30 protein-coding genes and 1 pseudogene are annotated in these 26,184 nt (G+C 46.2%); 18 read left to right on the top strand and 13 right to left on the bottom strand.

Annotated elements, in window-relative coordinates:
• Positions 1-6 precede the first annotated feature (6 nt).
• The 4 genes from DHX103_RS10955 (at position 7) to DHX103_RS10940 (ending at position 2,145) form a co-directional block, all read left to right on the top strand.
• On the top strand, positions 7-1,101 hold the full coding sequence (locus tag DHX103_RS10955) for a DUF4236 domain-containing protein (protein ID WP_422122318.1): 1,095 nt from the start codon (positions 7-9) through the stop codon (positions 1,099-1,101).
• Positions 1,102-1,203: 102 nt separating this feature from the next.
• Positions 1,204-1,398 (top strand): hypothetical protein, encoded by a 195-nt coding sequence (locus DHX103_RS10950; protein WP_422122317.1) that lies wholly within the window; start codon positions 1,204-1,206, stop codon positions 1,396-1,398.
• Between the two features lie 127 nt (positions 1,399-1,525).
• On the top strand, positions 1,526-1,720 hold the full coding sequence (locus DHX103_RS10945; protein WP_422122316.1) for a hypothetical protein: 195 nt from the start codon (positions 1,526-1,528) through the stop codon (positions 1,718-1,720).
• A gap of 86 nt (positions 1,721-1,806) precedes the next feature.
• The gene (locus DHX103_RS10940; RefSeq protein ID WP_422122315.1) at positions 1,807-2,145 is read left to right on the top strand and encodes a hypothetical protein; all 339 of its coding nucleotides are present in this window, start codon (positions 1,807-1,809) and stop codon (positions 2,143-2,145) included.
• Positions 2,146-2,622: 477 nt separating this feature from the next.
• Here the strand turns inward: DHX103_RS10940 and DHX103_RS10935 are convergent, their stop codons facing one another.
• Together DHX103_RS10935 and DHX103_RS10930 are read right to left on the bottom strand one after the other, a co-directional pair.
• A complete protein-coding gene (locus tag DHX103_RS10935; protein ID WP_422122314.1) occupies positions 2,623-3,174 on the bottom strand; it encodes a hypothetical protein in 552 nt (183 codons plus the stop codon).
• Between the two features lie 732 nt (positions 3,175-3,906).
• Positions 3,907-4,572 carry a type 1 glutamine amidotransferase domain-containing protein gene (locus DHX103_RS10930; RefSeq protein WP_422122313.1) on the bottom strand — a complete coding sequence of 222 codons (666 nt, stop codon included), beginning with the start codon at positions 4,570-4,572 and terminating at the stop codon, positions 3,907-3,909.
• A 180-nt stretch (positions 4,573-4,752) separates the two neighbouring features.
• On the opposite strand from DHX103_RS10930, the gene DHX103_RS10925 reads away from it, so the two are divergent.
• Positions 4,753-5,469, top strand: coding sequence for a 3-ketoacyl-ACP reductase (locus DHX103_RS10925; RefSeq protein ID WP_422122312.1), 717 nt, complete (start codon positions 4,753-4,755; stop codon positions 5,467-5,469).
• Positions 5,470-5,541: 72 nt separating this feature from the next.
• Here DHX103_RS10925 and DHX103_RS10920 read toward each other — a convergent pair whose 3' ends face one another.
• Positions 5,542-6,318: a 2-keto-4-pentenoate hydratase gene (locus DHX103_RS10920; RefSeq protein ID WP_422122311.1), complete on the bottom strand. Its 777-nt coding sequence runs from the start codon at positions 6,316-6,318 to the stop codon at positions 5,542-5,544.
• Positions 6,319-6,424: 106 nt separating this feature from the next.
• Positions 6,425-6,640, bottom strand: coding sequence for a hypothetical protein (locus DHX103_RS10915; protein ID WP_422122310.1), 216 nt, complete (start codon positions 6,638-6,640; stop codon positions 6,425-6,427).
• A gap of 773 nt (positions 6,641-7,413) precedes the next feature.
• On the opposite strand from DHX103_RS10915, the gene DHX103_RS10910 reads away from it, so the two are divergent.
• The 3 genes from DHX103_RS10910 to DHX103_RS10900 all read left to right on the top strand — a co-directional run bounded on the left by DHX103_RS10910 (position 7,414) and on the right by DHX103_RS10900 (position 8,371).
• Entirely contained in the window at positions 7,414-7,572 is a 159-nt protein-coding gene (locus tag DHX103_RS10910; RefSeq protein ID WP_422122309.1) for a hypothetical protein, read from the top strand.
• A 24-nt stretch (positions 7,573-7,596) separates the two neighbouring features.
• Positions 7,597-7,860 (top strand): hypothetical protein, encoded by a 264-nt coding sequence (locus DHX103_RS10905; protein WP_422122308.1) that lies wholly within the window; start codon positions 7,597-7,599, stop codon positions 7,858-7,860.
• 130 nt (positions 7,861-7,990) lie between these two features.
• Positions 7,991-8,371 (top strand): VOC family protein, encoded by a 381-nt coding sequence (locus DHX103_RS10900; protein ID WP_422122307.1) that lies wholly within the window; start codon positions 7,991-7,993, stop codon positions 8,369-8,371.
• A gap of 88 nt (positions 8,372-8,459) precedes the next feature.
• Here the strand turns inward: DHX103_RS10900 and DHX103_RS10895 are convergent, their stop codons facing one another.
• The 3 genes from DHX103_RS10895 to DHX103_RS10885 all read right to left on the bottom strand — a co-directional run bounded on the left by DHX103_RS10895 (position 8,460) and on the right by DHX103_RS10885 (position 14,383).
• Positions 8,460-8,939 (bottom strand): DinB family protein, encoded by a 480-nt coding sequence (locus tag DHX103_RS10895; RefSeq protein ID WP_422122306.1) that lies wholly within the window; start codon positions 8,937-8,939, stop codon positions 8,460-8,462.
• Between the two features lie 155 nt (positions 8,940-9,094).
• Positions 9,095-11,914 carry a M14 family metallopeptidase gene (locus tag DHX103_RS10890; RefSeq protein WP_422122305.1) on the bottom strand — a complete coding sequence of 940 codons (2,820 nt, stop codon included), beginning with the start codon at positions 11,912-11,914 and terminating at the stop codon, positions 9,095-9,097.
• Between the two features lie 402 nt (positions 11,915-12,316).
• The gene (locus DHX103_RS10885; protein ID WP_422122304.1) at positions 12,317-14,383 is read right to left on the bottom strand and encodes a penicillin-binding transpeptidase domain-containing protein; all 2,067 of its coding nucleotides are present in this window, start codon (positions 14,381-14,383) and stop codon (positions 12,317-12,319) included.
• A gap of 175 nt (positions 14,384-14,558) precedes the next feature.
• Here DHX103_RS10885 and DHX103_RS10880 point away from each other — a divergent pair, with 175 nt between their 5' ends.
• Positions 14,559-15,353 carry a DUF817 domain-containing protein gene (locus DHX103_RS10880; protein ID WP_422122303.1) on the top strand — a complete coding sequence of 265 codons (795 nt, stop codon included), beginning with the start codon at positions 14,559-14,561 and terminating at the stop codon, positions 15,351-15,353.
• Positions 15,354-15,425: 72 nt separating this feature from the next.
• Here DHX103_RS10880 and DHX103_RS10875 read toward each other — a convergent pair whose 3' ends face one another.
• Positions 15,426-15,980, bottom strand: a complete 555-nt coding sequence (locus DHX103_RS10875; protein ID WP_422122302.1) for a hypothetical protein — start codon at positions 15,978-15,980, stop codon at positions 15,426-15,428.
• Positions 15,981-16,221: 241 nt separating this feature from the next.
• On the opposite strand from DHX103_RS10875, the gene DHX103_RS10870 reads away from it, so the two are divergent.
• The 3 genes from DHX103_RS10870 to DHX103_RS10860 all read left to right on the top strand — a co-directional run bounded on the left by DHX103_RS10870 (position 16,222) and on the right by DHX103_RS10860 (position 18,582).
• Positions 16,222-16,593, top strand: a complete 372-nt coding sequence (locus tag DHX103_RS10870; RefSeq protein ID WP_422122301.1) for a hypothetical protein — start codon at positions 16,222-16,224, stop codon at positions 16,591-16,593.
• A 553-nt stretch (positions 16,594-17,146) separates the two neighbouring features.
• Positions 17,147-17,947, top strand: a complete 801-nt coding sequence (locus tag DHX103_RS10865; RefSeq protein WP_422122300.1) for an alpha/beta fold hydrolase — start codon at positions 17,147-17,149, stop codon at positions 17,945-17,947.
• Between the two features lie 2 nt (positions 17,948-17,949).
• Positions 17,950-18,582: a CPBP family intramembrane glutamic endopeptidase gene (locus DHX103_RS10860; RefSeq protein ID WP_422122299.1), complete on the top strand. Its 633-nt coding sequence runs from the start codon at positions 17,950-17,952 to the stop codon at positions 18,580-18,582.
• 41 nt (positions 18,583-18,623) lie between these two features.
• Here DHX103_RS10860 and DHX103_RS10855 read toward each other — a convergent pair whose 3' ends face one another.
• Positions 18,624-18,929, bottom strand: coding sequence for a hypothetical protein (locus DHX103_RS10855; RefSeq protein WP_422122298.1), 306 nt, complete (start codon positions 18,927-18,929; stop codon positions 18,624-18,626).
• Positions 18,930-19,276: 347 nt separating this feature from the next.
• Positions 19,277-20,182: a TIGR01777 family oxidoreductase gene (locus tag DHX103_RS10850; protein WP_422122297.1), complete on the bottom strand. Its 906-nt coding sequence runs from the start codon at positions 20,180-20,182 to the stop codon at positions 19,277-19,279.
• Positions 20,183-20,359: 177 nt separating this feature from the next.
• Here DHX103_RS10850 and DHX103_RS10845 point away from each other — a divergent pair, with 177 nt between their 5' ends.
• The 3 genes from DHX103_RS10845 (at position 20,360) to DHX103_RS10835 (ending at position 21,987) form a co-directional block, all read left to right on the top strand.
• Positions 20,360-20,575 carry a hypothetical protein gene (locus DHX103_RS10845; RefSeq protein ID WP_422122296.1) on the top strand — a complete coding sequence of 72 codons (216 nt, stop codon included), beginning with the start codon at positions 20,360-20,362 and terminating at the stop codon, positions 20,573-20,575.
• A gap of 149 nt (positions 20,576-20,724) precedes the next feature.
• Positions 20,725-21,462, top strand: coding sequence for a hypothetical protein (locus DHX103_RS10840; protein ID WP_422122295.1), 738 nt, complete (start codon positions 20,725-20,727; stop codon positions 21,460-21,462).
• Positions 21,463-21,597: 135 nt separating this feature from the next.
• Positions 21,598-21,987 carry a hypothetical protein gene (locus DHX103_RS10835; RefSeq protein ID WP_422122294.1) on the top strand — a complete coding sequence of 130 codons (390 nt, stop codon included), beginning with the start codon at positions 21,598-21,600 and terminating at the stop codon, positions 21,985-21,987.
• Positions 21,988-22,064: 77 nt separating this feature from the next.
• On the opposite strand, the gene DHX103_RS10830 is transcribed toward DHX103_RS10835, so the two are convergent.
• The gene (locus DHX103_RS10830; RefSeq protein WP_422122293.1) at positions 22,065-22,892 is read right to left on the bottom strand and encodes an undecaprenyl-diphosphate phosphatase; all 828 of its coding nucleotides are present in this window, start codon (positions 22,890-22,892) and stop codon (positions 22,065-22,067) included.
• 181 nt (positions 22,893-23,073) lie between these two features.
• Between DHX103_RS10830 and DHX103_RS10825 the strand changes: the two genes are divergently transcribed.
• On the top strand, positions 23,074-23,292 hold the full coding sequence (locus DHX103_RS10825; RefSeq protein ID WP_422122292.1) for a hypothetical protein: 219 nt from the start codon (positions 23,074-23,076) through the stop codon (positions 23,290-23,292).
• Between the two features lie 111 nt (positions 23,293-23,403).
• Positions 23,404-23,706 (top strand): TIGR04104 family putative zinc finger protein, encoded by a 303-nt coding sequence (locus DHX103_RS10820; RefSeq protein WP_422122291.1) that lies wholly within the window; start codon positions 23,404-23,406, stop codon positions 23,704-23,706.
• A 289-nt stretch (positions 23,707-23,995) separates the two neighbouring features.
• Here DHX103_RS10820 and DHX103_RS10815 read toward each other — a convergent pair.
• Positions 23,996-24,439 (bottom strand): annotated as a pseudogene (locus DHX103_RS10815) (DUF4385 domain-containing protein); the annotation flags it as partial.
• A 685-nt stretch (positions 24,440-25,124) separates the two neighbouring features.
• On the opposite strand from DHX103_RS10815, the gene DHX103_RS10810 reads away from it, so the two are divergent.
• Positions 25,125-25,685: a maltose acetyltransferase domain-containing protein gene (locus DHX103_RS10810; RefSeq protein WP_422122290.1), complete on the top strand. Its 561-nt coding sequence runs from the start codon at positions 25,125-25,127 to the stop codon at positions 25,683-25,685.
• 44 nt (positions 25,686-25,729) lie between these two features.
• Here DHX103_RS10810 and DHX103_RS10805 read toward each other — a convergent pair whose 3' ends face one another.
• Positions 25,730-26,164 carry a helix-turn-helix domain-containing protein gene (locus tag DHX103_RS10805; RefSeq protein WP_422122289.1) on the bottom strand — a complete coding sequence of 145 codons (435 nt, stop codon included), beginning with the start codon at positions 26,162-26,164 and terminating at the stop codon, positions 25,730-25,732.
• Between the last annotated feature and the right edge of the window lie 20 nt (positions 26,165-26,184).

Genomic DNA, 26,184 nt, shown 5'->3' with positions numbered 1-26,184 from the left:
ATTCATATGGCAGTCAGATTCAGAAAGAGTTTTAAAGTTGCGCCTGGTATGCGGGTAAATGTTTCAAGTCGGGGAGTTGGTGCCAGTGTTGGCGTCAAAGGACTTCGTCATTCAGTGAATTCGCGCGGACAACGACGAACTACTACCAGCATCCCGGGTACAGGCTTATACTCAACCAGTTCCAGTTCGAGCAGGACTTATAAAAGTACCGCTCAGCAGAACAAACAATCACTTGCCCGTCAGCAAAAGGAAATCGCTAAGCAGGAAGAATTGGAACGTGCACGTTATGAAGTTCAGCTTTTCGAAAATAAAATAGATCTGATTCATTCCATACATAAAGAATGTGATGATCAATTTAATTGGCTTGAAATCAGTCGTGCTAAGCATCCTCACCATACAAAAGAAACGGGCATTCATGAATTAGAAGCACTTGATCACCTTAAATCCTTCAAGCCATCAATGATGCAAAAACTGTTTAAAACAGCTGATAAAGAAGAAGAAAAATTACGCCAAGAAGTCTCTGCAGCAAGAATAAAAGACGAAGAGGAATCTAAGGAACTCATCCGTACTACTCGCTTGGCGAACCGGATTCTACAAAAGGATATAGATGCCTATCTCCAAGTTATCGAAGAGCTGTCTCCGCTTGATGATCTGCTTGAATTTGGCAGTGGTTTTGAATTCATAATCGAAGACCCGCAGACAATTGAAGTTGAATTCAACGTCCATTCGAAAAACGTCGTGCCGACTGAACAAAAAACACTGACGAAAACTGGTAAACTCTCTGTGAAGGAAATGTCTAAATCGAAATACTACGATATTTTGCAGGATTACGTATGTAGTTGTGCAATCAGAATTGCGCGTGACATGTTTGCCATCTTGCCGTTCGACACGGTTGTCGTCCATGCAATGGATGAAATTCTGGACACATCGACCGGTAAAACTGAAACCTTGCCAGTTCTCTCCGTCCGTTTCGATAAAACAGCATTGAACAGCTTGAACTTCGAAGCAATCGATTGTTCAGATTCTATGGTTAATTTTGAGCACAACATGAAATTTAAGAAGACACAAGGCTTTGCCCCGGTTGAGAAGATTGAGCTTTAAAGCCGAAGAGGATATCGAGATTAAGCATATCCACCTGAAAGAGCTGGGTATTCTTTAAATTTCTTCAAGATTTTTTATGTTCAAACTGAAAGGAGAATACATATGACACGTCTATTTTGGTTTTTTATGCTATCAATAAGTGGGATACTTTTTGGTTATGCTCTGTCTCAGCTTATTGGCCAGAGAACAGGTGAAATCGCCATTTACTTACTGATTTCAGGTCTGATTTTATCTGTCATCAGCGCTTGGGGATTAAAGAAATACGTAGGTATAGGGTTCTTTTCCAATAAACAATAAAATATGCCATTTAAGAGGAATATTTGACTCAACTATTCTTTTTTTTATGCACCTCCACATGAAAACCTGAATATGGGCAGGAGTATTTCGAGATTAAGCATAAGCATCAGAAAGAGGTGGCTAAAAAATGATACGGTTATTTTGGGGTATTATGACGGGAATCAGCGCAGCGCTCATTGTCATTGCATTGATGGATTTTTTGATGCAGAGATCAGGAGAAATCACCATTTATATTTTGTTTGCTGGTCTAATAATGGTTGTTATCAGTGCTTGGGGAATGAAAAAATACGCTGGTATAGGTTTCTTTTCCAATAAACAATAATGCATACCATTAGAGGCCAATAGTTTACTTTAGCTGTGTTTTATAATCAGGGGGATGATGATCATTAAAAAAAATACGTTTATTTATTGGCACTGATTCTGGTTGCCGGAGTTGTTCTGATTTTTAGGCGCTGGAATGACTATCGTGAGAAAGAGATGGTTGCCGTATTAGATACAGAGGAAATCGAGGAATTTATTTTTCTTCAGGCAAATACGGAGAATGCTGTCCTCTTCGAACAGAGAGCGGTTGAAGATCCGGATGAACAGTTTTCATTCCAAATTAATTATCAGGATGAACGCATTTCTATCCCCTCAATGATTGAGCGAGATGTCCTTCTGTTTGATATGGACCAATTTACCATCACAAACGGACCCTTGGATTATGGTTGGATTGAAAGTTTTTTGGAGGAGCACAATTTGGATTGAAAAAACGTTTGTACCTCAGATACATCAATTTTGGAAATAAACTTCTTGTGTGCATTTATTCACTTACAGCTTTTTTCTCATATCTGCTTTCTACAATATAAAAAATTAAAAGCGTTATGAGAATCACAAAAGGAGTTGTACTATAAGCTATTAATTCAAAGTACGGCAATATTAAAGACAGGAGTATAATTGCCGTGGCCACTATTCGAACGGCAACAAGATTTTTGGGTTGTTTTCTATTTTGCAAATTATTACCCCCTTTTCTTGGTATTTCTCCAACAAGTGGCTCCTTAAGTTGACGATATACATGAATTGCGAGCTATTTTGTCACCACGCCACCTTATTTGAAGCAAGATGCCCGCCCTGTAACGAGTACATGGCAGGCATCTTTATGTTGCGAAAACTGTCTTATAGCCGCACATAGAATACCTTCTTCTTTGTCTTCAGTTCGTTCTACTTTAATAAAGAAGACTACAATTATTCAATCTCATTATTGTCACTATCATAAAATGATAAGTCAGCAGGAAAAGCTTGTTCGACGCCGTTTGGTATTTTTGCGTATTGCAAAAACGTTTGTTCCTCCGAGACATCAAATGTAAAATCATATTCACCTGTATAGCCGGTTACTAAAATATGATCAATTTCCAAATCCGGATTTCCACCGTACAAAATAAAATACTCTCCTTCATTAGTGTCTATGACTTGATAAGATGAATTATGAAATCCACTGCCGTATCCAGCCATATCAATCTTAAACTTTCCATTTATTCCTCTTATTAAACGCGCATACCCATAATCTCCATTACCTAGTTGAAAATGAATAATATGTGAAGTTGTATCCTCGAGTTGTTCCACCCTTAATACTGTTGGATTGATATTTTCACCCTCAGGACGATTCAACCAGTTTTCTAAATTGGATTGAATAGATGAATCACTGTCTTCTATATGATATTGATTTAGATAATACAAAGAATACCCCAACGCTGCTACAACAATCATAGCAATAGAAAACAGTAGTTTCTTATTCAAAAAAATCCCCCCTCTGAAAAGCTCCTGTTAACGAATGAACGGTCTGTTTCGTTTATAAATAAACCTCATTAATAAAATAACTAAGCTATTTTAAGCGTATCATATCTTCCCTTATTTGGAATTAAGTTTCCTATATTTTAAAAATCATCATTCTCCCTTTTGAGTACGAGAAACGGATCTTGCCGATTTCAGCGGCAAGTTGGATTGTCGGTATTTTATTTAAGGAGGGTGAATTTTTATCTCATGGTTGTCGACGTTTATCTCACCGTTAAACGATTTTATCTCACGTTAGAGCCAGTTTATCTCACGGTTGCACCTTCTTATCTAACGAACCCATCTTCAGCAGCCTCTTTTCTGGTGAAGAGCTGAATGGTCGCAGTCCGCGGCCGCGGACTGCTTTGGGCGGCGCTGCAGCGCCCGCCCGGTTTTGGGTAATCAGGGGCTTTGTTCTTTGGATAAGGGTAAGATTTCTGGGGAATCTTATCTCACGGTTAGAGGATTTTATCTAATGGTTGTGCACTTTTATCTCACGGTTAACCCAATTTATCTCACGCTACCCCCTCCTGACTAACGCCTCACCTTGTCAGCGGTCTCCCTCCTGCAGAAATACTATTCAATGCAAAAAAATGCAGAACTTTGCGATGTATTTTCGCGAAGTGCTGCATTTGGCATTCATAAGTTTTTCGGAATCAGGATCTCTGTAGGTGAAGATCCCTTACTCAGTTTGCGGGTTTATTTCTTTTTATCCAAAGCCTTTACCAACTCTTCGGCCAATGCTTCAGAAGAAAACGGATCGCGGCCGGTCACCAATTGGTCATTGCCCCAGACCACTTTTTGCTCAGCGGAATAATTGGCCACTTTGCTCATTTCCCCTTCCAGGCTGAATGGCAGAATCGCCGGAAGACCTTCAGGTTCGACTGCTTCCGGATAGCCGGTTACGTCTAAGCCCTCAATGATGCTTTTGCCGTCTGGGCGTTTTGTCCACAGTAACGGAGCCGGTCCGTGGCATACTGCTGACACGATATTGCCGTTGTCGTATACGCCATTGATGATGTTATGCAAGGTTTCATTTTCCGCCAAGTCATACATCGCGCCGTGGCCGCCCACGATGAATACTGCGTCATAGTCTTTCGGGTTTACTTCCGAAAGTTTTTTTGTGTTGTCAGCTAATCCCGATTCATACATTTTTTTGTATTTGCCTTCAGGGTCAGTCTCTTTCGTGATGCTGGCCTGATCGATAGTGGGCTTGCCGCCGAGTGGCGAAGCCAAGTCCATTTGATGGCCTGCTGCTTCTAATATTTCCATCGGCGCAAATAATTCTTCGCCCCACCAGCCGGTTTCGTAATTATTTTCAGCGTCCTTGTGTCCACTTGATAGTACTGCTAATACTTTAGCCATTATATTGTTTCCTCCCTTAAATTAAAAATCATCCTAATACTAGTTGTTCCCGAATGGTTTCTTCATTAAACAAACTAACAAAGCAGACAATTCCTGTCCCGAGTTCTCCACTTGGATTTTCACCTCTCCACTTTGCTACACTGATTGATGAAACTGATTGATACTGGAGGAGCTGTTCAAATGCAAAACATTAAAGGAAAGAACGCAATCATTACAGGAGCCGGGAGAGGCATCGGCCGCTCTACCGCCATCGCTTTTGCAGCGGAAGGCATCAATGTTGGACTTGTCGGACGTACGGCAGCCAATTTGGAGAAAGTGCAAGCAGAATTGCAGGAATACGGCGTGAAGACAGTATTCGCTGCGGCTGACGTCGCGGACATGGAAGCGGTCAACGCAGCTGTTGAACATATAACGGCAGAACTCGGGCCGATCGATATCCTGATCAACAATGCGGGCATCGGCAAATTCGGGAAATTCCTCGAATTGTCACCTGAAGAATTCAAAGGCATCATCGATACGAACTTAATGGGTGTTTATTATGTAACGCGCGCTGTTCTGCCGCAAATGATTGAGCGCGAATCCGGCGACATCATCAACATTTCGTCAACGGCCGGGCAAAAAGGTGCGCCGGTGACAAGTGCTTATAGCGCGTCGAAATTCGGCTTGATGGGATTGACGGAATCGTTGATGCTGGAAGTCAGAAAGCACAACATCCGCGTCACTGCCATGACACCAAGCACCGTCGCAACTGACTTGGCGATCGAGTCGAACTTGACCGACGGCAATCCAGATAAAGTCATGCAGCCGGAAGATATGGCTGAAATGATGGTTGCCCAGTTGAAGCTGCATCCACGTGTACTCGTGAAATCGGCTGGACTTTGGTCGACGAATCCGTAATGGAAATAAATAAAAGATGCCCGACATGCAGCTGCATGTCGGCATCTTTTTTTGTATTGACAGTTATTTTTATTACAGTTTAAAAGTAATTTCAACTTGCCCGAGAGTTGAATAGCCTACCGTATAAGTGCCTTCTTCAGCGGCAATCGGCGAAATGAATGTACCTGAAGAAATCACCATGCCTTTTTTCAACACTTTTCCGTGGTCCGCAAGTTTACGGGATAGCCAGGCAACAGCCAAAACGGGGTTGCCGAGGACAGCAGAAGCCGCTCCTTCATTGACTTTCACACCATTATGAAAAAGTTCCATCCGCTCATTCGCCACAGCTTCAAATGACGGCGGCGCAACGAATTCTGCAACAATCACCCGCCCAACCGCTGTGTTATCACAAAGCAAATCAGCTAAAGAGAAGTTAGGGAACCAATCCTTATACCGCGAATCCGGAATCTCAATTCCTGCCGCAATTTTACTGTTCCTTAAAATCTCTTCCGCATCAGCCCCTGCAGACAAATCCTCCGTCAAGATAAACATGATCTCCGGTTCAATCAGTGGAGAAAACATGGACGACAGCGACAGCGTATCCCCGTTCTTCAGCAAATTGGACCGTAACAAAGTTCCATAAGCCGGCTCATGCGTATTCGCAATGGCCTGCGTTTCTGCGCTCGTCATGCTGATTTTATAACCGGCAATGTCGCCTTGCTGGCTCGCAATTCCTTTCACCACTTCGTCCTGGACTGCATAAGATGTGTTTTCATCTACTGTATAATCATGGCGAATAAAATCGATGGGTGTTCCGGTTTTATGTGCTTCTATGATCTTTTCAGAAACTTCTTTCAAGAGGTTTGTCATTTCAGCATCTCCAATTTGAAAATATTTTTAAGTAAAGACCGTTTCTGCGTGTCTGTGAAAGAAGCACAACTAGGCCTGATTGAAAGCATTAGCTCAATCAGCTAAATTAAATTTTCCCGTCCTTTATCCATGACCTGATTTGAAAACTGCCAATTATGGCCACCAATAAAAGCAGCATCATGAAAAATACCCATATACCGAAACGGTTTATTCCCTGTAAACCTTCTGCATTTAACACTACAAAAGTAGAAAACCCTATAAACATTAAGTATAAAAATATATTAGGAATAATCCAGGCAATCCTCATTTTTGTGTTCTTCAAAAAATAACCTCCCGGACAGTGGCGTTTCCATATCCAATTTACCCCAAATCTGAGAAGGGTTCAAGGTGCTGAGGGTATTTACCTCACGTATAGCGGAGTTTACTTCACGTTTAGCGGGTTTTATCTCACGTATAGATCCGTTTACCTCACGTATAACGGAATTTATCTCACGGTTACCCTCTTGTAACCAACATCCCCAATTTTCCGAAGGGCTGAATGGTCGCCGTCCGCCGCGGCGGACGGCTGTGGGCGGGGCTGCGGCCCCCGCCCGTTTTGGAGCCGATATGGGTTTTCTCGCAAAGTGTGGGGATTTGCTGATTTTCTTTTTTACCTCACGTTTGGCGGAGTTTACCTCACGTATAGCGGGTTTTATCTCACGTATAGATCCGTTTACCTCACGTATAACGGATTTTATCTCACGGTTACCCTCTTGTATCCAACATCCCCAATTTTCCGAAGGGCTGAATGGTCGCCGTCCGCCGCGGCGGACGGCTGTGGGCGGGGCTGCGGCCCCCGCCCGTTTTGGAGCCGATACGTGTTTTCTCGCAAAGTGTGGGGAATTGTTGATTTTCTTTTTTACCTCACGTTTGGCGGAGTTTACCTCACGTATAGCAGGTTTTATCTCACGTATAATGGATTTTATCTCACGGTTCTCCCTCCATATCAAACGCACCCAATTTTTATCCCTTCCTCTCCTGTTTCAAAGGAATGCTTTTATTTTTTGAAACATTTCCCATCTGTGCACGTATATTAAAGACAAGGGGGAATGGCTTATGGGAGATGTAATGTTTACGATATTTCCGATTCTTGCACTTTTATTTTCATTGATACCAATCGCAATTGCGATTTATTTAACTATTATGTGGGTGAACTTGTCGAAAGAGCGCAATGCTTATTTGAAGGAAATTGCAGAGGAATTGCGGAAACGTTAGAAATACGGGGAGGAGATGGCCGATATGGGATTGATCCGCTATTTGTTTTTTGAGAAAAAGCATCTTGCCTACACGGCGTTTGGGCAGGATATGTATTATAAGGCGTGCAATAAACTCAGCCAGGGTGATGTTCAATATGACGCGGTAAGGAAAATGACGACCAGTCTTTTTGACACCTCCAGGCAAACGGCTATTCCGAGTACGCGCAATCAGGAAATCGACAATGCGCAATATGATTTCTATGTGAGAAAAGAAGATGAGCACCGTGCGCAGCAGGCATTACGGTGAATGGTGACGAAATATGTCAGGACGGGAAAATATCTGTCGTGGCATTTTTTATTGGCACAGATCATTTTGGAATTGGCATTCATTGAGTATAATAGGCTTGTAAAATCAAATTGGCGAAGGAGTGATCGGGTTGATCAGTAAGCTTGGGCAAGTGATGGTATATGTGGTGGATCAGGATTTGGCAAAGAAATTCTGGACAGAAAAAGCGGGATTTGTCGTGATCAGCGATGGCGGTTCGAAGGAAATGGGCATGCGCTGGATCGAGATTGCCCCTTCTGAAGAGGCGGAGACGACGATTGTCCTGCACGACAAGGAAGCCATTTCGAAGATGTCGCCGGAATTGGATCTTGGCGTCCCTTCTTTGATGTTCTATACGGAGGACATTGAAAAGCTGTATGCGGATTACAAGGAACGAGGCGTCACAACGGGCGAACTGGTGGATATGGGAATTGGCAAAAGCTTCAACTTCGCGGATGATGAAGGGAATTATTTTGCGGTGATGGAGATTTAATGCAGGATAAAATAAAACAGCGTCGTAAAAGGATTGCTTTTACGACGCTGTTTTTTGTGTTTTATTGGATTTGACTTCATCTGCTCGGCTATTTCACGTCACCAAGCCCACGCCCCAGCAAATCCGCGGCCACCGGCTCTTTGCCGAGTTCCCTCGACCAGACGGATAATTGCCCGATGTGATGGATTTCATGCGCGATAACGTGGCGCATGACTTCGCCCCAGGCATCGCTGAACTCGGTTCCGTCTTTCGCTATGGAGACGAGCTGCCGATTTTCCATGCTGGCATCCCAGTTGTCGACAAATTCTTCGACTTCCGGACGGAAGCTGGCATCCAGTTCGCGCACCTTGCTGAGACTGCTGAATTCGGCGAACTTTTCCTGGAAATCGGATTCGCCTTTTAAGACGCGGATCCAGCTCCACTCCGTATCCGCTATGTGAAACAGTGTTTCGAGAATGCTGCCGACGCCGCCGGTGCGTTTTTTCAGCAGCTCTTCTTCAGGGATCCCCTCGCACCATTGATACCATTCTTCTCTGACTTGCCAATTGTAATGAAACAGCATTTTCATGGGTGACCTCCTGTGAATTTTTATTTTGAGTGGGAGTTGTGGATGCCATTTTCGGTATATGCCCAAGTTGGCGTGGGATATGCCCAACTTTCATCGATTTATGCCCAACTTTGAACCGGATATGCCCAACTTCTCCACTTTTATGCCCAACTCCATCAAAAACGGATCGGCCGCACTCGACTTTTGTTCAGTCCACGCGCATCCGTCTGAATCCCCTGTTCCTTCAAAAGCTTCAAAATGCCCCTATTGAATAAAATATGTGCCTCGATGCAGCCCTCCAAACTGTCACCGTACACCACTTCATCGGCGGCTTCAGAGATCACATCAGCCGCCACCCATTCCGGATAGCGCTGGATGCTGACGGTCGGATATTGCGGCGTCACGGAAGTCATTCGGTAAAAATTCATATGCGGCGCTTCTTCCAGCGGGAAAACCTCTGGGAGCCACTGGTGCCCATATTTCGTAAAGCGCTCTTTCCAATATTCGTTTTGCTCGGCAGCAGGACTGCCCGCGAGACTCCCGCTGACCGCTAGGACGACAGCTTCGAGATTTTGCGCGTGCAACGATTTATTGGCTCCGTCTGAAATCCGGCCGATGCCGTAAATCTTCGCGCTCGGCAAAAAGTACGAAACTGGAAACCTCGGCGGGCTGTTGTAACCAGCAAACGGCTGCACCCATTCATGTGCCGGGATGCCGTGATCGTCCACGATAACATCCGGCGCCCACTTCTTCATGATCAGCGGCAGCACATTGGCTTCGCCGAAAATCGTCTTTTGGTAACGGACGTGCGCAAATTCCAGGCCGACCGCATTGTATCGCGCGGCATGATGCTTCCACTCGGGATGTTCCTCGACCATCTTTTGCAGCAACGCGTAACCGTCCGGATTGGCATTCGGAATCACCACGATGTTCACGTCTTTCAAATAATCATCGGCATTCTCGAGCAACTTCAATACCGCGGGCGTGCTGGAGATTTCATTCGCATGGTGCCCGGCCTCGATGACCAATGTCTTCTTGAATAGGGTCAGTTTGATGGGCGAATCAAACGTTTCGCCTGACGCCAGATAATATTCCAGAAGGGGCACCTGCCGTCCCTGATAGGAATGATCCGCTAAAATCGTCCGGGCACCCGGGGAATCTGCATGCGGCAGCTCCGGCCGCGTTCCGGTCGGCACTGTCACTTCACGGTCACCGGCTGCAAGAGTTGCTGAAGCCAGTTCACCTTTTGTGTCAAAATCAATTTGAAGCGTCCGCCAATCCGCGAGTTCACGGTCTTCCCATTTGTAGACACGGATGGAGGCGGACGGTGACGCGCCCTTTTTCACATGGATAAAGGGATGCACACCGCCTGGCGCATCGAAAGCCTTGCCTTCGAGCTCTATTCCCCATTCAGCAAAATAATCCAATGTATTGAAATAAAGATCTTCATATAACGCTTCCGATGACGAGGTCCGCTCTTCATCGACATGGAGCTTCTCTTCTTCTTCGCTCAACGTCACATCGATTTCAATGCGGTCAAAAAATGGTCGGGTTCGACCCTGTCCTTCATTGTATCCGGCGAGCTTGTTTTTCAGATTCGGCAGAAATTCCTGCAGGTAATGCAAATAAAACCGTTCGCGGTCCGTGGGGATGAGGATGTCATTAGCGACGATTCCCTCGTGCTGCAAACGTACAGCCCCTGTGCTCGGATAAGCGAATTGATTGGATGTGACATACGGCATTTTTGCAATCGGCACTTCGAGGCGGCCCAGGAGTTTTCTCGTGCCGTCTTCGTAAATCCCTTCGACTTGATAGGTAAATTGTTGGTGGTCTTTGAGGTAAAAATTTACATCTTTGGATTTTATTTTTCCAGACTTTTCAATCATCCCATCTATCGGGTAAAGTTCTTGTATCCAGCGGATCGGCAGTTCCAGTCCATCATCGCTCGCTTCTTTGCGCACCGAAATGTGGATTTCGGTGATGTCGGGATCGAGTTCCGGAAGCAGCTCTTCCCGAATCCAATGAAACCCGGTCTTGAATGCGGAACGGACTTTTATTGTATTGATGGATGGAAATTTCGCTTGGAGTTCTTTCGCGAAATCTTGCCGGATTTCGAGCGGTTCGGATAAATAAATTTGGAAATCCTCCGGCAATTGTTCCAACTTGGCGAGTTCCCGCATGACGAGTTCTCTCTCCGAAACATCCTCCCAGGAATTTTCGTACCAAAGTTCCGCTTCCTTCTTGTCATTTAAGATCAATTCCTGCTCCCAATAGCCAAAATCCCCTTGCTGGCTCCAATGTCTGCTGTTGTTCAAGGTTTTCAACGCTTGCGCGCAGCCCGCTTGCGTTCCCGACAATTCAATCTGATTGGTTTGGAGCAGCCGAAGTCTCGTTTCCTCTCCTGAAGCCACATGGAAATGAATTCGCGCTTGGTCATTTCCGGTTAGCGGCAGGTTCAACGACGTACTATATAACCCGCATCTTGCGGCGAAATGACATAATTCGCGGAACAACTCTGACGTAACGACAGCCTCCTCCATTTGGATGTTCAAACTCAAATCGTGCTGCGGAGTCGCTTCGTCAAAGGCACCAAAACCGGAGAAGCTCCAAATGTCAGCTAAGCTGCGTATGTGATTTAAAGGAATCTCTTTTTCTTCTATTATAATGTCGCTGTCATGTCCCGCAATTTCTGACAGCAGCGCAGAAAGATCGTTTTCATTTTCATAGAAACAGCTCAAGCGGTTCTCTTCGAATCGCGCATGCGCCGCTCCCGCAGCTTCTATAAATTCCATGACAACTTTCTGGCCGGAATTCCCGAAAAAATCATAGGAGATCGCTGTGGTTTCCAATCCCAATCTTGCAAAGAAATCCAGCAGCCCCAGTGGCCTCAGCCCTTCAGGCAATGCCACGTGGAGAGAAACTCCATCGATGACGCCGTCCCCATTTTTATCGAGCAACAGCCCGTCCGTCGTCCATAGTTTTTCGAAATTCTTCATATGCTGTTCACCTGCACTTTCATGTTCGAATCTTGTTGCCACTTAATCTTTATTCAGCATGAAAGTTGGAAGTCCTTTATTTCTTTAACGGAATACTCCCAACTTGCCGTCGTTTATTCCCAACTCTAATCGATTTACTCCCAACTTTGCTATGTATATTCCCAACTTCACCGCTTTTACTCCCAACTCAATAAAACCACCAAAAGAAACAGCTTCAAAAGCCAAGGTCAAAAGACGAATGGATGCTTTTCGCAGGCGAAAAGCGAAAAAAAAAAAATACGCTCAACTTCAACCCGGATATGCCCAACTTTGGACCGAATATGCCCAACTTCGTCACTTTTATGCCCAACTCACAAAAAATCCACAAAAAAGAAGCAGCCGCGGCTGCTCCTTCCCCCAACGCTATTCTTTATGCTGCTTCAACACGCTCGCAACTTTCGCCGCCACGTAATCGCTGCCGTTCGACTCGTCCTCGATGCCTTCGATCATCATCGCGATGATGGCATCCGGATTGTCGGAGTCATAGCCGACGAAGTAGCCGTTTTCTTTGCCCGCTTCACCGGTACGCATTTTGAGTTCTGTGGTGCCCGTCTTGCCGGCAATCGCCACTTCATCAATATTGGCGGATTCTGCGTAGCCATCCGTCACCGCGCTTCGCAGCGCAGCGCGCAGGAGTTCCGCGTTGTCATCGCTCACGAGATTTTCTTTCCAGACCACCGGTTCATTTTCCTCCAGCAGTATCGACGCCTCGTACATTGTGCCGCCGTTCAGGAGCGGCTCGTACATCGCCGCGAGATGGAGAATATTGACGAGCATCTGCCCCTGGCCGTAAGCTGTGTCAGCTGTCTGGCCGTCTGAGCCGAGTGAGCCATTATTCGTGATGGTCGACGGCTGCAGATTTAATACAAATGGAATATTTTCCGTAAAGCCGAAATTTTCGTAGCCTGCGATCATTTCTTCACGACCGATTTCGAGCCCTTTTTGCGCGAAATAAATATTGTCCGAATAGACCAATGCTTTGTGGAGATCCACCGGATTTTCAACTTCGGGATGAAGCCGCGTAATATGGAAGCCGCCCCACGAACCGTTCAGCTGCCAGCGTTCGCCTTCAATGTCGACGCCTTCTTCCGGATCGATCGCTCCTGACTCAAGTCCGATGGCCGCGGTTACCGGTTTTATTGCGGAACCCGGCGAATAGGAAGCGGCAAAACGGATGAACAATGGTTTATCCGGATCGTCCGACAGCTCCTGGTAACGCGAGCCGGTGATGCCTTTTAAAAATTCGTTCGGGTCATAGGAAGGCGAGCTGACGAGCGCCAGCGTTTCACCGGTTTCCGGATGCACCGCTGCGCTCGCTCCAGGCTCGCCGCCCATCGATTCGAAAATCGATTTTTGCAGTTCGGCATCGATCGTCAATTTGACGACTTCGCCTTCGCCTGCATCGTTTTCGAATAGCACTGTCGGGTCGCCGCCCCCTGCTCTATACGCAAGAACTCTGACACCCGGCTTGCCGCGCAAACGTTCCTCGAGTGCCCGCTCCAAGCCTTGGCGCCCAATCAGATCGTTCGGCCCATAGCCCTCACCTTCCAGCTCTGCCAACTGCTCCGCTGTGATCGGTCCGATATAGCCGATCAGATGCGCCAGCGCTTCACCGTATGGATATTCGCGGAAAGTCGACGTTACCTGCTGCGTGCCTGGCACCGCGAAGACGCGGTCAAGCATCAATTGGTTGTTCATGGGCACTTGTTTGATCGGCACAAAATAATGTGGCTGCACCCAGCTTTTATTGATGGCCGCATTGATTTCCTCGACATCGATTTCAAGCGCACGGGCAAGTTTCTGCTTCTGCTCGGACGTATTGAAATTCATCGGCACGATGCCGATTGTCATCGCTTCGCTATTCGCCGCAATCGGCCGGTCGTGGCGGTCCACGAGCTCCCCGCGCACTGCCTCGGTCATTTGCACCTCGACCTCATCGCCCAATTCAAGCCTCGGCAGGATATAGGACGGGTCCCATTCGACGAACCAGTCTTCCATCTCATCGTGCGATTCATGCAGCAGCGTCAAAGTTTGGTCGAATTCGATGGGACCGGCAAGCGTCTCCATTTCGACATGAATAGTGAAATCCGCCGGTGTGTCTTTTGTATATTCCACCGGTTCTTCCGGCGGTTCATAAGTCACGTTGACATCGCTGACGCCGAGCTGCTCATAAATGTCTTCCTGCCACGTCACAAAATTCAGGGAACCGTAGACATCCTTCGACCCCTGATTCAGGAAAGAACCGTACATCTTCGAAAATTCCTGGTCATTCCATAACTCGAGGTATTGCTGCGCACGTATTTCCGCTTGCGAGGTCCCTTCCGCCTCCGCTTCATCCGGCGCCGTCTCTACTTCCGGTTCTTCCTGACAGCCTGCAAGGAGAATGATCAAAACAATAAGTGCAAAAATCCTGAGAAGTTTTTTGTCCATCCGTTTCCCTCCATTCAATTGGGCTAGAGCGACGTTTTCTTCATTCTATTATAACTTAAAGTTCTCTGTATATTCAGATAATCCTTTATTTTTTTGTGCGAAACCTGCCGCGGATCGCTTTCGTCCTTTTAAGTTAAGAGCTTTGTTATCGAAATAAAACCGGAGGTGCCGAACCGTGAAATACCTGATCCATTTTACGTGGCAGCAAGCACTGGCCTGCATCTTCCCGCTCATCATTTTCGCAGCGCTCGCCGTCTCAAAATTCGTCGAGATCCCCTATGTGCCGCGCTATGATTTCCTGTTGCTCGCCTGCATCATGGGCCAAATTTTTATGCTGGCGTCCAGGCTCGAGACGAAAGACGAACTGAAGACGATTTTCGTTTTTCATGGGATCGGCCTGGCACTCGAAATTTTCAAAGTGCATATGGGTTCGTGGGCGTATCCGGAAGACGCCTACAGCAAAGTGTTCGGCGTCCCACTTTACAGCGGTTTTATGTACGCCAGCGTCGCAAGCTACATCATCCAATCGTGGCGCCGAATGGATCTACAGATGATCCACTGGCCAAAAGCCATCTACGCCGGCGGCATCAGCGCGTTAATTTACCTGAACTTTTTCACGCATCATTTTTCATATGATGTGCGCTGGATCCTGAAAGCGTTGCTCGTGGTCGTGTTCTTCAAAACCTTCGTGTCGTTCCGTTTGCTGGATCGTGTGTTCAAGATGCCGCTCCTGCTGGCATTCGTGCTGATCGGCTTTTTCATCTGGATCGCCGAAAACATCACGACCTTTTTCGGTGCATGGCAATACCCCGATCAGGAAGCCGCCTGGACGATTGTCCACATCGGCAAAATCAGCTCGTGGGCGCTGCTCGTCATCATCAGCATCATTATCGTCGCCCAGTTGAAGCGGGTGAAGAGTGGATTGGTTGAGAGGGAAAGTGTTGTTGGGAGTAAGCTGGAACTGGAGTAAACTTTTTGCCAAGCAGCTGGATTTATTGCAGCTGCTTGGCTCCTTGCTAAATGAGTTTTAACTGCCGTTCCATTAAAATTCCAGAAACGTTTCATATCCTTCTGTGAAAAAATTGAACCTGTCTTCTCCGACGGTTTCAGGAAGAAAGAACGTCAGAAAGTAATCCTCACCATATTTATAAGTAATTTTGAACAGCCAGTCTTCCATAACTTTTTCATCATTCTTGTAGACTCTCATCCGATGCTTCGATATTAGTTGAAGATCATCTGTGTAAGCATCTAGAAATTCTTCTTCAGCTTGAATCCGAATGATGGCCTGTTCATCTTCTCCCGTTATCTCCACGCCTCCATCTATAACAACATACTGATCCCCATACTCCCGGCCTTTGTCAAAATACTGTTCCACGAGGTAAATTCTGTCGTCATTGTAATAGCCATAGTTTCTTGGCGTCAGAAGAAACGCCCCTTCAACCTCGCCGAAGTCCGCAAGATCCCTCTCGTTTACCATGTTTTCGACATCGCTCTTATTAGGGGTTGGATCATAGTAAAACATGAACACCATTATGAGGTAGCCGATGCCAATTAACACAGCGAGTGAAGCCAATACAATGAATAGCCGCTTCTTCATCTCTTTTCCCCCTTTAAAATGCAGTAATCCCCTTCTTCCGAGGTTCTCTTCTTGCAAAAATTTTACCATATAAACCCATGACATTTTATAGAAATATGTTTTAATTGAATTAGAGATTAATGAACCTTTTACTTTTTTATTGAATGAAAATAAATTCGTTTTTCATTGTGTGAAGTATTTTAACGCATTCTGTTTGGCGAGAAAAAATAGGTTGGAATCAGTGAATAGAGGAGGCGAAATGATGGGCGAATTGCTTGGATGGATTTTTGTCGCACTGACGATCTTCGGATTTGGCTATGCGCTGGTGTGGCAGATCCGGGATACATTGAAAGTGAAGCGCTCGACGAAATGGGTTACAAAAAGGAACAAGAGACGGCTGGCCGGCCATTATTTGATGGTTGTTGGTTTGGCTGGTTTCTTCGTTTTCTATCTAATGAATGCGGCGATCGGGCTTTTGGTGTTTGTACGACCGGACACTGTGCAGCACACGCTGTTCAACAGCAATACGACCGGCTTCGCCTGCTTTGTGTTTTTGGCGATATTTCTTGTCGCTATGTTCTGGGTTGTGCCGAAGGAAGAACCGGCTCAGCCTTTATTGAAGTCGAAGATTTAGAATGGGTGAGATTAAAAAGGAGCTGCGAAAAATTTCGCAGCTCCTTTTTTGTATGGTATCTCATAGTTTGTGGGTTTTGTCTCACGGTTGTAAGGGGTTATCTCACGGTTTGCTTCGTTTGTCTCACGGTTGCAGCGGTTTATCTCACGGTAAGCACATTTTATCTAACGCTTTTCGCCCTCTTACCTAATGCTTCTATATTAATAGCACTCACTCCGCTGAAGATCCGAATGGTCGCAGTCCGCCGCGGCGGACTGCTGGGGCGGGGCTGCGGCCCCCGCCCGCTTTTGGGCAATTAAGTGGTTTTGTTCTTTGAGTGTTGGTGAGACTTCTGCGTTTCTATCCTATCTCACGGATGGCAGGTTTTACCTAACGTATAGCGCGGTTTACCTACCGCATAAACGAGTTAACCTACCGTATAGATGAATTTATCTCACGTATAGTGGAATTTATCTCACGCTTCACTCAACCAATCCACTTCAATTGTTTTGCCCCTCTCACTAACAGGGTATTCCAACTAGACATACATCTTCCATTTAGGAGTGAACACATTATGCCCTATGCTAAAATCGACCACTCGTTAACGCTTTATTACCAGACCAAAGGCGACGGCATGCCGATTGTCTTTATTCACCCGTTTGTCATGGCGCATAGTGTTTTTCTGCACCAGGAGCCGCTGGCGGATAAATACCGGACAATCTTTTTTGACATGGCGGGCCACGGCAACAGCACAAAAGGCGATCTTCCGCTGACCATCGATCTGCTGGCGGATCATCTGAAAAAATTGCTCGACCGGATCGGTGTCGACAAAGTGGTCGTCTGCGGCTATTCGCACGGCGGACTTGTGGCGCAAGAATTTGCTTTGAAATATCCGGAGCGGACGATTGCCCTTATTTTATCCGGCGGCTATTCCGAACTGAATAATTTTTCGCCGAAGTTTTTCATCAAAACTGTCATGTATTTGGCGAAATTCCGCCTGGTGCCGGTTGCGGCGAGAATGCAGGCGAAGCTGAATAAATACTATCCCGAGGATGAAGAAAAAATTTACCGCATTGCCCGCAAAACAGATCCGCAGCGGGCGTATGAATTCTGCAAAAATGGCTTGCGGTATATTTCCACGCATTCGCTGTACCGGCTGAAAATGCCGATCCTGCTCGTTTACGGAACGCTTGAAAAGCCGATGCATCATTACCGGATTCCGTTTCAAAAGTCTGCGCCGCAAACGCAAGTCGTATTTATCGAAGGTGGTGACCACCAGGTGCCGCCGCGCTCGTTCAAACAATTCAATACCGCGGTTGACCGCTTTTTACAGCCGATTGCTGCCCGTTACGGCGATAACTCTTCGGAGGGATGATGATGAAACTTTCCTTATTATTGATCGGCCCTACGATCATGATGTTCATCGGGCTCTATCTATTCGAAAACGTCGCGGTGACTTTTTTGCTGTTTTACGGCTGGCTGCTCGGTGTGCCGCTCCTCGGCAAAGCTTTTCCTAAAGAGCGCATGCAATTATCGAAGCAAGGACTTCTAATTGGAATCGTCAGCGGCGTCATTTTTTTCATTTTTATCGTCGGCTCTATGATCTGGCTCCATGAGTATTTGCTGGATAGAGCGGAATTGCGCTCGCTGCTTGTCGCATGGGGATTTATCGGCCCTGGAGAAATCGGACTCGTCCTTGTGCTGCTGCTGTTAAATCCGGTGCTGGAGGAAGTGTATTGGAGAGGCTATCTGTTTGAAAAGATACGAGTGGAAGGCAGCGCGCGAAAGGCGATTACGGTCACCGCCGCTTTTTATACGCTGTATCACGTGTTGACGGTCATGCAGATTTTCGAAGTGGCCTTTACGCTTATTGCGGTTATTCCAGTGCTGATTGCCGGTCTTTTCTGGGGATATATACGTGAGCGGACAGGCTCCATCACGGCAACCATCATCGGCCATGGCCTGGCTGATTTGGGCATTGTCTGCGTGTATTGGTTTATAGTCCGTTGACATGAAAATCGCAGAAATCTGGACAGAAAAAACTGCGGGAATCATCCGCAGCACGCTGATGGTTCGATTAATTTTCCGCAAACCGCTTTCGGCCTGGGCCGCTCCTTCATGTTGGCACGGCAGCATTCGATCAACAGCAATGCCAGCCTTTTTTTGCCGATGAATTCGTCTGGTTTGTGCCATACTTGCTTGAATACCTGTGTGACAAGCTGTTCGCAAATTCGATGATCGGATTCAGCTTCAGAGACAATTTTCCATAGCAATAAATGATAACGGTCGTAAAGCTCTTCGAAAGCCTCTTTGTCCCTTTGCAACAAAGCCTTGATCAAACGTTCATCTGCACCCATTTCGTCACCTCTTTATTTCAAACTACCCGCCTCTTGTAAGACTAAACTCCCAGTTGGAATAAATGGTGCTTTTTTTGTGAAGAATGGTGAGAAAAGGTAATTTTCTATTGGTTCGTATAGTTTATAGGTTCTAACTACTTATTATAAGGATATTTTTAACAAATAACTCAATCAAAAAGAAAACCGGATCTTATGCCAGTTCCTCGACTTCAATTACCCGGTCAATGATTGTCACTTTCTTCAACGGCTTCCCAAAGAACTTCTTTCAAGAAGTTTTATCCGTTCTTGTTTTAGAAGTGAATATTTACAAAACAAAAACTGCCCCGCAATTACGCGGAGCAGCATTTTTAATGTTCCTGTTTTTGTTCCTGCATAATTTGCCCCAAGGCACGATCCAGATGATCATATTGGAAACGGAAGCCCGCTTTTTCGAGCCGCTCCGGCAAAACCCAGCGGCTTTTCAGGACCAATTCCGTTTCCGTGCCAATGACTGCCGCTCCCATTTTGAGCATCCATGAAGGTGCCGGCAGCCCAGCGCCCCGCCCCATCGCTTTTCGCATTTCATCCATCAATTCTTTATTGCTTACGGGATTGGGTGCCGATGCGTTAAAGATGCCTTTCAAGTCTATGCGATTTTTCAGAAACTCGATGATGTGGTAGACGTCTTCAATATGGATCCAGCTGAACATTTGCTTGCCTTCACCTTGTTTGCCGCCGAGGCCGAAGCGCACAAGATTCACATACGGTTCCATCACGCCGCCTTCCGCTCCGAGCACAATGGCAAGCCGCAGCCCCACTTGACGGGTCTTCGGCAATTGAAAACGGAAAAACGCGTCTTCCCAGGCTTTGCCGACATCGACCGAGAACCCGCTGCCCAACTCGCCGGTCGACTCAGTCATCGGCCGGTCTTCAGCATGGCGATAAATCGTTGCCGTGCTGGAATTGATCCAAAGACGCGGTGGATTCTGGCATTTTTGAATCGCCTTGCCAAGCGCTTCCGTCGTCTGCGTCCGGCTGTCGAAAATTTCCTTTTTGTTCTTTTCATTGTATCGGCAATTCACTGATTTTCCCGCCAGATTGATGACCATTTCTGCATTTTCTAGCGCATTAACTATCGCTTTTTTATCATCCCAGGAAATTTGGCCCGGCTGCCGCGAAATGATGTGCACAATATACCCCTGATTTGTATACGTACGTTCCAGATATTGCCCGATAAAACCTGTTCCCCCTGCTAAAACAATCTTTTTAAGCATTTTAAAACCCCTCTGCGTTTTCCTATACCTCTTAGACGTTTGAGCTGTCGAAAAAGATTCACTTTTCCATGAATTTACTTTTTCTTTCTAGTTTTTTGAAATCAAACTACTTTAATTTACATATTATGTTAGCCTTAATTTATGCTAATTAAACATCGATAGACAGGAGTGACCATCATGAAACAAGCATCCAACAAATGGCAATTATCCGTTTTAGCGCTCACCTTAGGGCTTGTCGTGTTCGCCATCATTTACGCGGCGCAGTCGTATTTCAGCTACCAACAGGTAAAAGCTTCGTCGGATCAATGCTACGACCAGGGCGGCTACCCGAAAGTCGTGAAATCCGGCTGGGAAGTGAAAGTTTTTGAGTGTAATTTCTATGATGAAGAGTAAGCTCCCTTTCAAATGAAAAATGCAAAATGGATGCCCCTCAAATTGGAAGCTGATTTGTTGGGCATTTATTGTCTAGTGAAACGTTTTCACCTTTTTTCAGTCTCATCTAAATAAGGCGCTAAACTTCTCTAACGAAAGGAGTGATTGACGTGCGGCGAAAAATCCACTTTTTGACTTTTCTGCTGGCGGTTGCGGTCATGGCATCCGCTTGTGGCACAGAAGGAAATGACTCTGGCGGCAATTCCACCGGCGATAACGGTGAATATCCATACGGCCATTACGAAGACGATAAGATGATTGGCACTGCGTCGTCGGTAAATACAACCGAAAACATCATTGAAGTCGATATTTCCGAATGGAGCAAACGCGACTGGAAAGGCCCTAACCTGACAAGTGAAGGATATTATTATAATGCCAGGTTTTCGGAGGAAACCGCCATTACTTACGAAAATGGCGCAGCTGCTTCGATCGACGACATTAAAAACGGCCAAAAAGTGCTGGTCAATCCGCCCGCAGACGACGATAATTCCGAAGCTCATGCAGATGAAATTGTGTTAATGGACATGACTTACGAAGAGAAATACTGGCGTTTGCTGTCGCATATAGACGGGTTTAATATCGTCGTGATGTATGAATACGGAGATCCGCCCCCACCGGAGATGCAGGAACCCTTGTATGAAAATTCACTCGCAATATTGGAAGGCACTGAGTACGACGCGGTAGGTGCCCATATCGAATATGACTCCAATTATGTAGTTGATTTCAAGGAGGAACTGGACATCGAACAGTTCCCTGTGATTTTCGTCTTTGACCAGAAAGAGGAGCTGTTCAAAGGCTATACTGTCGATGAGCTCTATGCGTTTTTTGAGAATATTCGTGACAATTAAAAGAAATACTAAACGAGATGCCCCTCAAATCGGAAGATGATTCGAGAGGTATTTCGTTGTATTCAGGAACTTTTTTACTTTTATCCAGTCAAATCTAAGTACAAGCTACTGTATGCAATTGAAAGGAGCGAAAAGATGCTTTATAAAAAAATTGTCAGTTCTTATGCTTTATTGCTATCGCTTGGCGCATTTTATTTAGGCAGTATAATGTTACTCGGAGAAGGCCTATTTGCTGACTTTCCACCGGAATGGGTTGGTGTCATGCCATTCAACAGTTGGATAAGCCTCGCCTTGTTTGGAATGATTGTATTCGGACTTGGAAATGCCGGTGCCGCAATTCATGGATTTATGAAGAAAGATAAAAAAGTATTCGTGCTGGCCATTGTTCTTGGAGCTTTGTGTTTCCTGTGCGCTGCTTTACCTGTTATTCTGCTTGGTGAATGGTATTTGCCCTTAATCCAATTGTTTTTGGCGAGCGCCATCCAGATGGCACTTGGGTTGATTGGATTGATTGCGAAAAAATAAATAAAGGTCCCGTTTCACGTCAGTGACGTTTAAACGGAACCTTTTTGGCTTTTTATTTTTCTACAGAAATTTTTGCATCAGAAATAAACAATCCCAATCAGAATAGCTGCAAGCACAAGCCGGTAAATGGCGAATGGCATGAGTTTGACTTTTGCGATCAGTTTCAGGAAAAAACGGATCGAAATCAAAGCAAAGACGAACGCACTGACAAAGCCGACGATATAGAACGACAGGTAGTCCATCGACAGTTGATCCCAGTTTTTCAATACCGACACCAGGCTCGCGCCAAACATGATCGGCACAGCCATGATGAAGGTGAAATCTGCTGCGGTGCGGTGATTAAGGCCGAACAATACCCCGCCGGAAATGGTTGCGCCTGAACGTGAGAAGCCTGGCCAAAGAGACAGAGTTTGCACCATTCCAACTTTGAATGCCTGCAGATATGTAATTTCATCGAGGCTATTAATGCGCGGCGTTTTTGGTCCGAATTTATCGGCGGCAATCATCAGGACCGAACCGGCGATCAACGCATAGATGACGGTTTCAACTCCGAACAAATGATCATCGATCAAGTCTTTGAAAGCAAATCCCAGCACAACTGCCGGCAGCATGCCAATGATGACATGCAATAAATTAAAGTTTGCATTCGCGGATTGCTCTTCGATTTTATACAGCCCGACCAAGCTGAACAACCGTTTCCAGAAAACAGCGACCACTGCCAGGATTGACCCCAATTGGATGACGATCTTAAATGTGTTCGCCGGGTATTTCCCGAGGAACTCCTGCGATTTCAGCCACATATCATCAACGATAATCAAATGTCCGGTTGAAGAAACCGGCGCAAATTCTGTCATACCTTCTACAAGACCTAAAATGAGAGCTTTCAGCAAATCCAACCATTCCATTATTCATCCTGCTTTCTATTACCATCTCTTCCTAATTTAACGCATTTTTTCTGAGGAAGTTGCGCTTTTACAGCTGCTAGCAGAAACAATTTTCTGGGCACTTGATGAAACTTCTCAAAGATCCAAGCGTATAAATACCATAGCCTGAAATTAATTTCAGCAATGCAAAGGGGCGAGGGATATGGCGGAGCGTTCTGAGATGAGTTTCAAGAATAAAGAGTTGAAAATGTGGTTGATCATCATAATTCCGGTTATGATCATCGGTGGTATAGCACTATTCGCAGGTGAACCTTACTCCAGGTATATTCCTTTCTTTACATTGCTATTTGGCTTGGTTTTATATTACAGCTGGCGCTATCGCTACCGGAAAAAGAAGAAGGAAAATAAAGAGCTGTCTTAGACTGATTTTCTTATCAATCCATTATTTCCCGGGAAATGACGTAGAATTTATTCACTAAATGCTTTAGCATGGAGATAGAAGAAATACAGATGACAGAACGGAGGGCCTCAGATGCCACACTGTGACAATTGCAAACATCAATGGGCTTGGGGCACGGCGCTGCGCAAATCCTTCACGTTAGGTCAGGGTATGGAATGTCCGGAATGCGGCACAACCCAATACCTGACGAAGAAATCCAAGCAACGGATGGGGATTGCCAACTTATTTCCGGCTCCAATTTTAATCCTTTCCGGTGTGCTGTTCACCATCCACATCGCCACGGTATTGGCACTCGCGCTGGTGCTCTTTGCCGTATTCATGACGACGTATCCGTATATGATGGAATTGACGGATGACAACGAACCGATGTGGTAAGTGCCACAAGTAAATACGCAAAGTAAAACGCCTTCCCGGTTGGAAAGGCGTTTTCTTATTGCTCTTTAAACTTCATCCCTTTTGCCGCCAGTTCTTCTCTCAGAATGCGCACGGCTTTTGGCCCGACACCGTGCAGCGCCAATAATTCTTTTTCGGTGATGGAGGTCAATTGTTCTAACTTGGTGTAGCCTTCATCATGCAAGGCACGTGTCGCCGGACTGGATACAGCATTTGGAAGTTCGTTCCCTTCCATGGATTCCCCTCCTTTTTTGGCAGGCGTTTTCAATTCCCCGTATTTCGTTTGATGCTCCTTTTTGCGTCTGAGGTAATCCTCGTCTTCCCGGATCTCATCCCAGCGCTTTTTGAAGATGGCCGCTGACTCGGCTTTGACCGGATCGATCTGGCGTTCCTTGATCGTGCGGTCTTCATTGTATTTGCGGCCGCCTTTGTAATTCGTATAGCGGCGCGCACGCGTGTAACCCATCTGGATGAATTTCCGCGCCATGTCCATGCCGACAAAATCGTCCTGCTTACGATATTCCTCGAACAGCTCCGAAATTTTATCGCACGATTCCTGCGCAATGTCCGGCGTCTTGAAGCGCCAATGCGGCAAAATCTCACTCTTATACGGCTCGACCAGCAGCACGCCCTGCTCCCCTTTGCCCACCCGGTAAAGCTCGGGATTCTTGCGCAAATCCAATTTTTCATAATCCAGCTCATAGTCAAATGCCATCCGTATCACTCCCTGTGGATTTTATACCCCGTTTGCGGGTGGAAAATGCAGATGCGAAAGGTGGATTTTAAATGAAAGATGGGAAGTGTGAGGCAAATGAATCCAACTGTGAGATAAAATCCTCTATACGTTAGGTAAACTAGTTTATACGATAGGTAAACTTTATTATACGATAGGTAAAACTCCGTATGCGTTAGATACCCAGCGCTAACTTTGAGCATGCGTAACCGTGAGATAAAACCCTTCAACCGTGAGATAAATAGATCAAACCATTAGATAAAAGTCCACAACCATTAGATAAAACCCTCCTACCGCGAGATAGGATCGCCCCCATTAATCTCACCCCCACCCAAAGAATCAAACCACTGATTGCCCGAAAGCGGGCGGGGCCGTGCGCCCCGCCCATGCAGTCCGCCCCGGCGGACTGCGACCATTCGGATCTTCAGCTGATTAGCCTTCTTTATATGGAAGCATTAGATAAAATAGCGTAACCTTTAGATAAAAGAGTTCAACCATTAGATAAAGACCATCTAACGTTAGATAAAAAGAACAAACCATTAGATAAACGGCGCTATCCGTCACATACACCAAGGCCATTCCCCAAACTCACCATCCCACCCGATTTTATTGCAGAAAAAACTGGTATAATGGCGTTAATAAGTTTCACGCAAAGGGGCGATGGACGATGAAAACGGAGAAAGAGAAGATGCTGGACGGCGAGCTGTATGACCCGACGGACAACACGCTGCAAAATGAACGTTTGAATGCGCGGCGGCTGAGCCGGCTGTTCAATAAATCTTCCGAGATGGACGGCACGGACCGGAAATTGCTGCTGAAGGAGTTGCTCGGGTCGACGGGGGATAAGTTTTTTGTCGAGCCGAATATCCGCTGTGATTATGGCTCCAATATCCACATCGGTGAAAATTTTTATGCCAATTTCGATACCTGTCTGCTTGATGTGTGCGAGATTCGCATCGGTGACAATTGTCTGATGGGCCCCGGCGTGCATATTTACACGGCCACGCATCCGGTGCATCCGGGTGAACGCGCAGCGGGGCTGGAGCTCGGCAAGCCGGTGACGATCGGCGATAATGTCTGGATCGGTGGACGCGCCGTCATCAATCCTGGCGTAACTATTGGAGACAATGCCGTAATCGCAGCTGGCGCCGTCGTTACAAAAGATGTGCCGACGAACACCGTCGTTGGCGGCAATCCGGCAATTGTATTGAAGGAAATCGACATGTAAATCGGACACCACCGCTGCGGCTGTGGTGTTTTTTACTGCAATATTTACGAATAGTCCCTGTTCTTGTCAGCCTTCACTTCCGCGAGTGCACACAGTTCCAGCAGATCCTGCCTGCCCAGCGCCGATGAAATGGCCAGCAGCTTCTCCAAATAATCCGCTTTCGTCATTTCCGCCATCATTATATCTTCAGCCGAAACTTTATCCTCCGGGCGGACACCGTTCATGATGTCGTCCCATTCCTGATCGTTGTAATGGATAATCTCTTCCTTTTCCGTTTCCAGCAGCACCTCGTATGGCACATCCAGCACTTCGCACAGCGCCACAACCCATTTTACCGACGGCACGGAATCGCCATTTTCCCAACTTTTGATCCGGCTGGCCGACGTCCCGAGCTTCTCGCCCAGTGACAGCATCGACAAACCGTCATGTTCCCGCAGGTATCTCAAAATCTGTCCGAAATTTTTCGCGTTAAACGCCATCTCTCATCACTCCTGATTTT

Source organism: Planococcus daihaiensis (assembly GCF_049262615.1).
Lineage (GTDB): Bacteria > Bacillota > Bacilli > Bacillales_A > Planococcaceae > Planococcus.
Note: the sequence above shows the minus strand (reverse complement) of the source record. Positions and strands in the feature narration are given on the sequence as shown.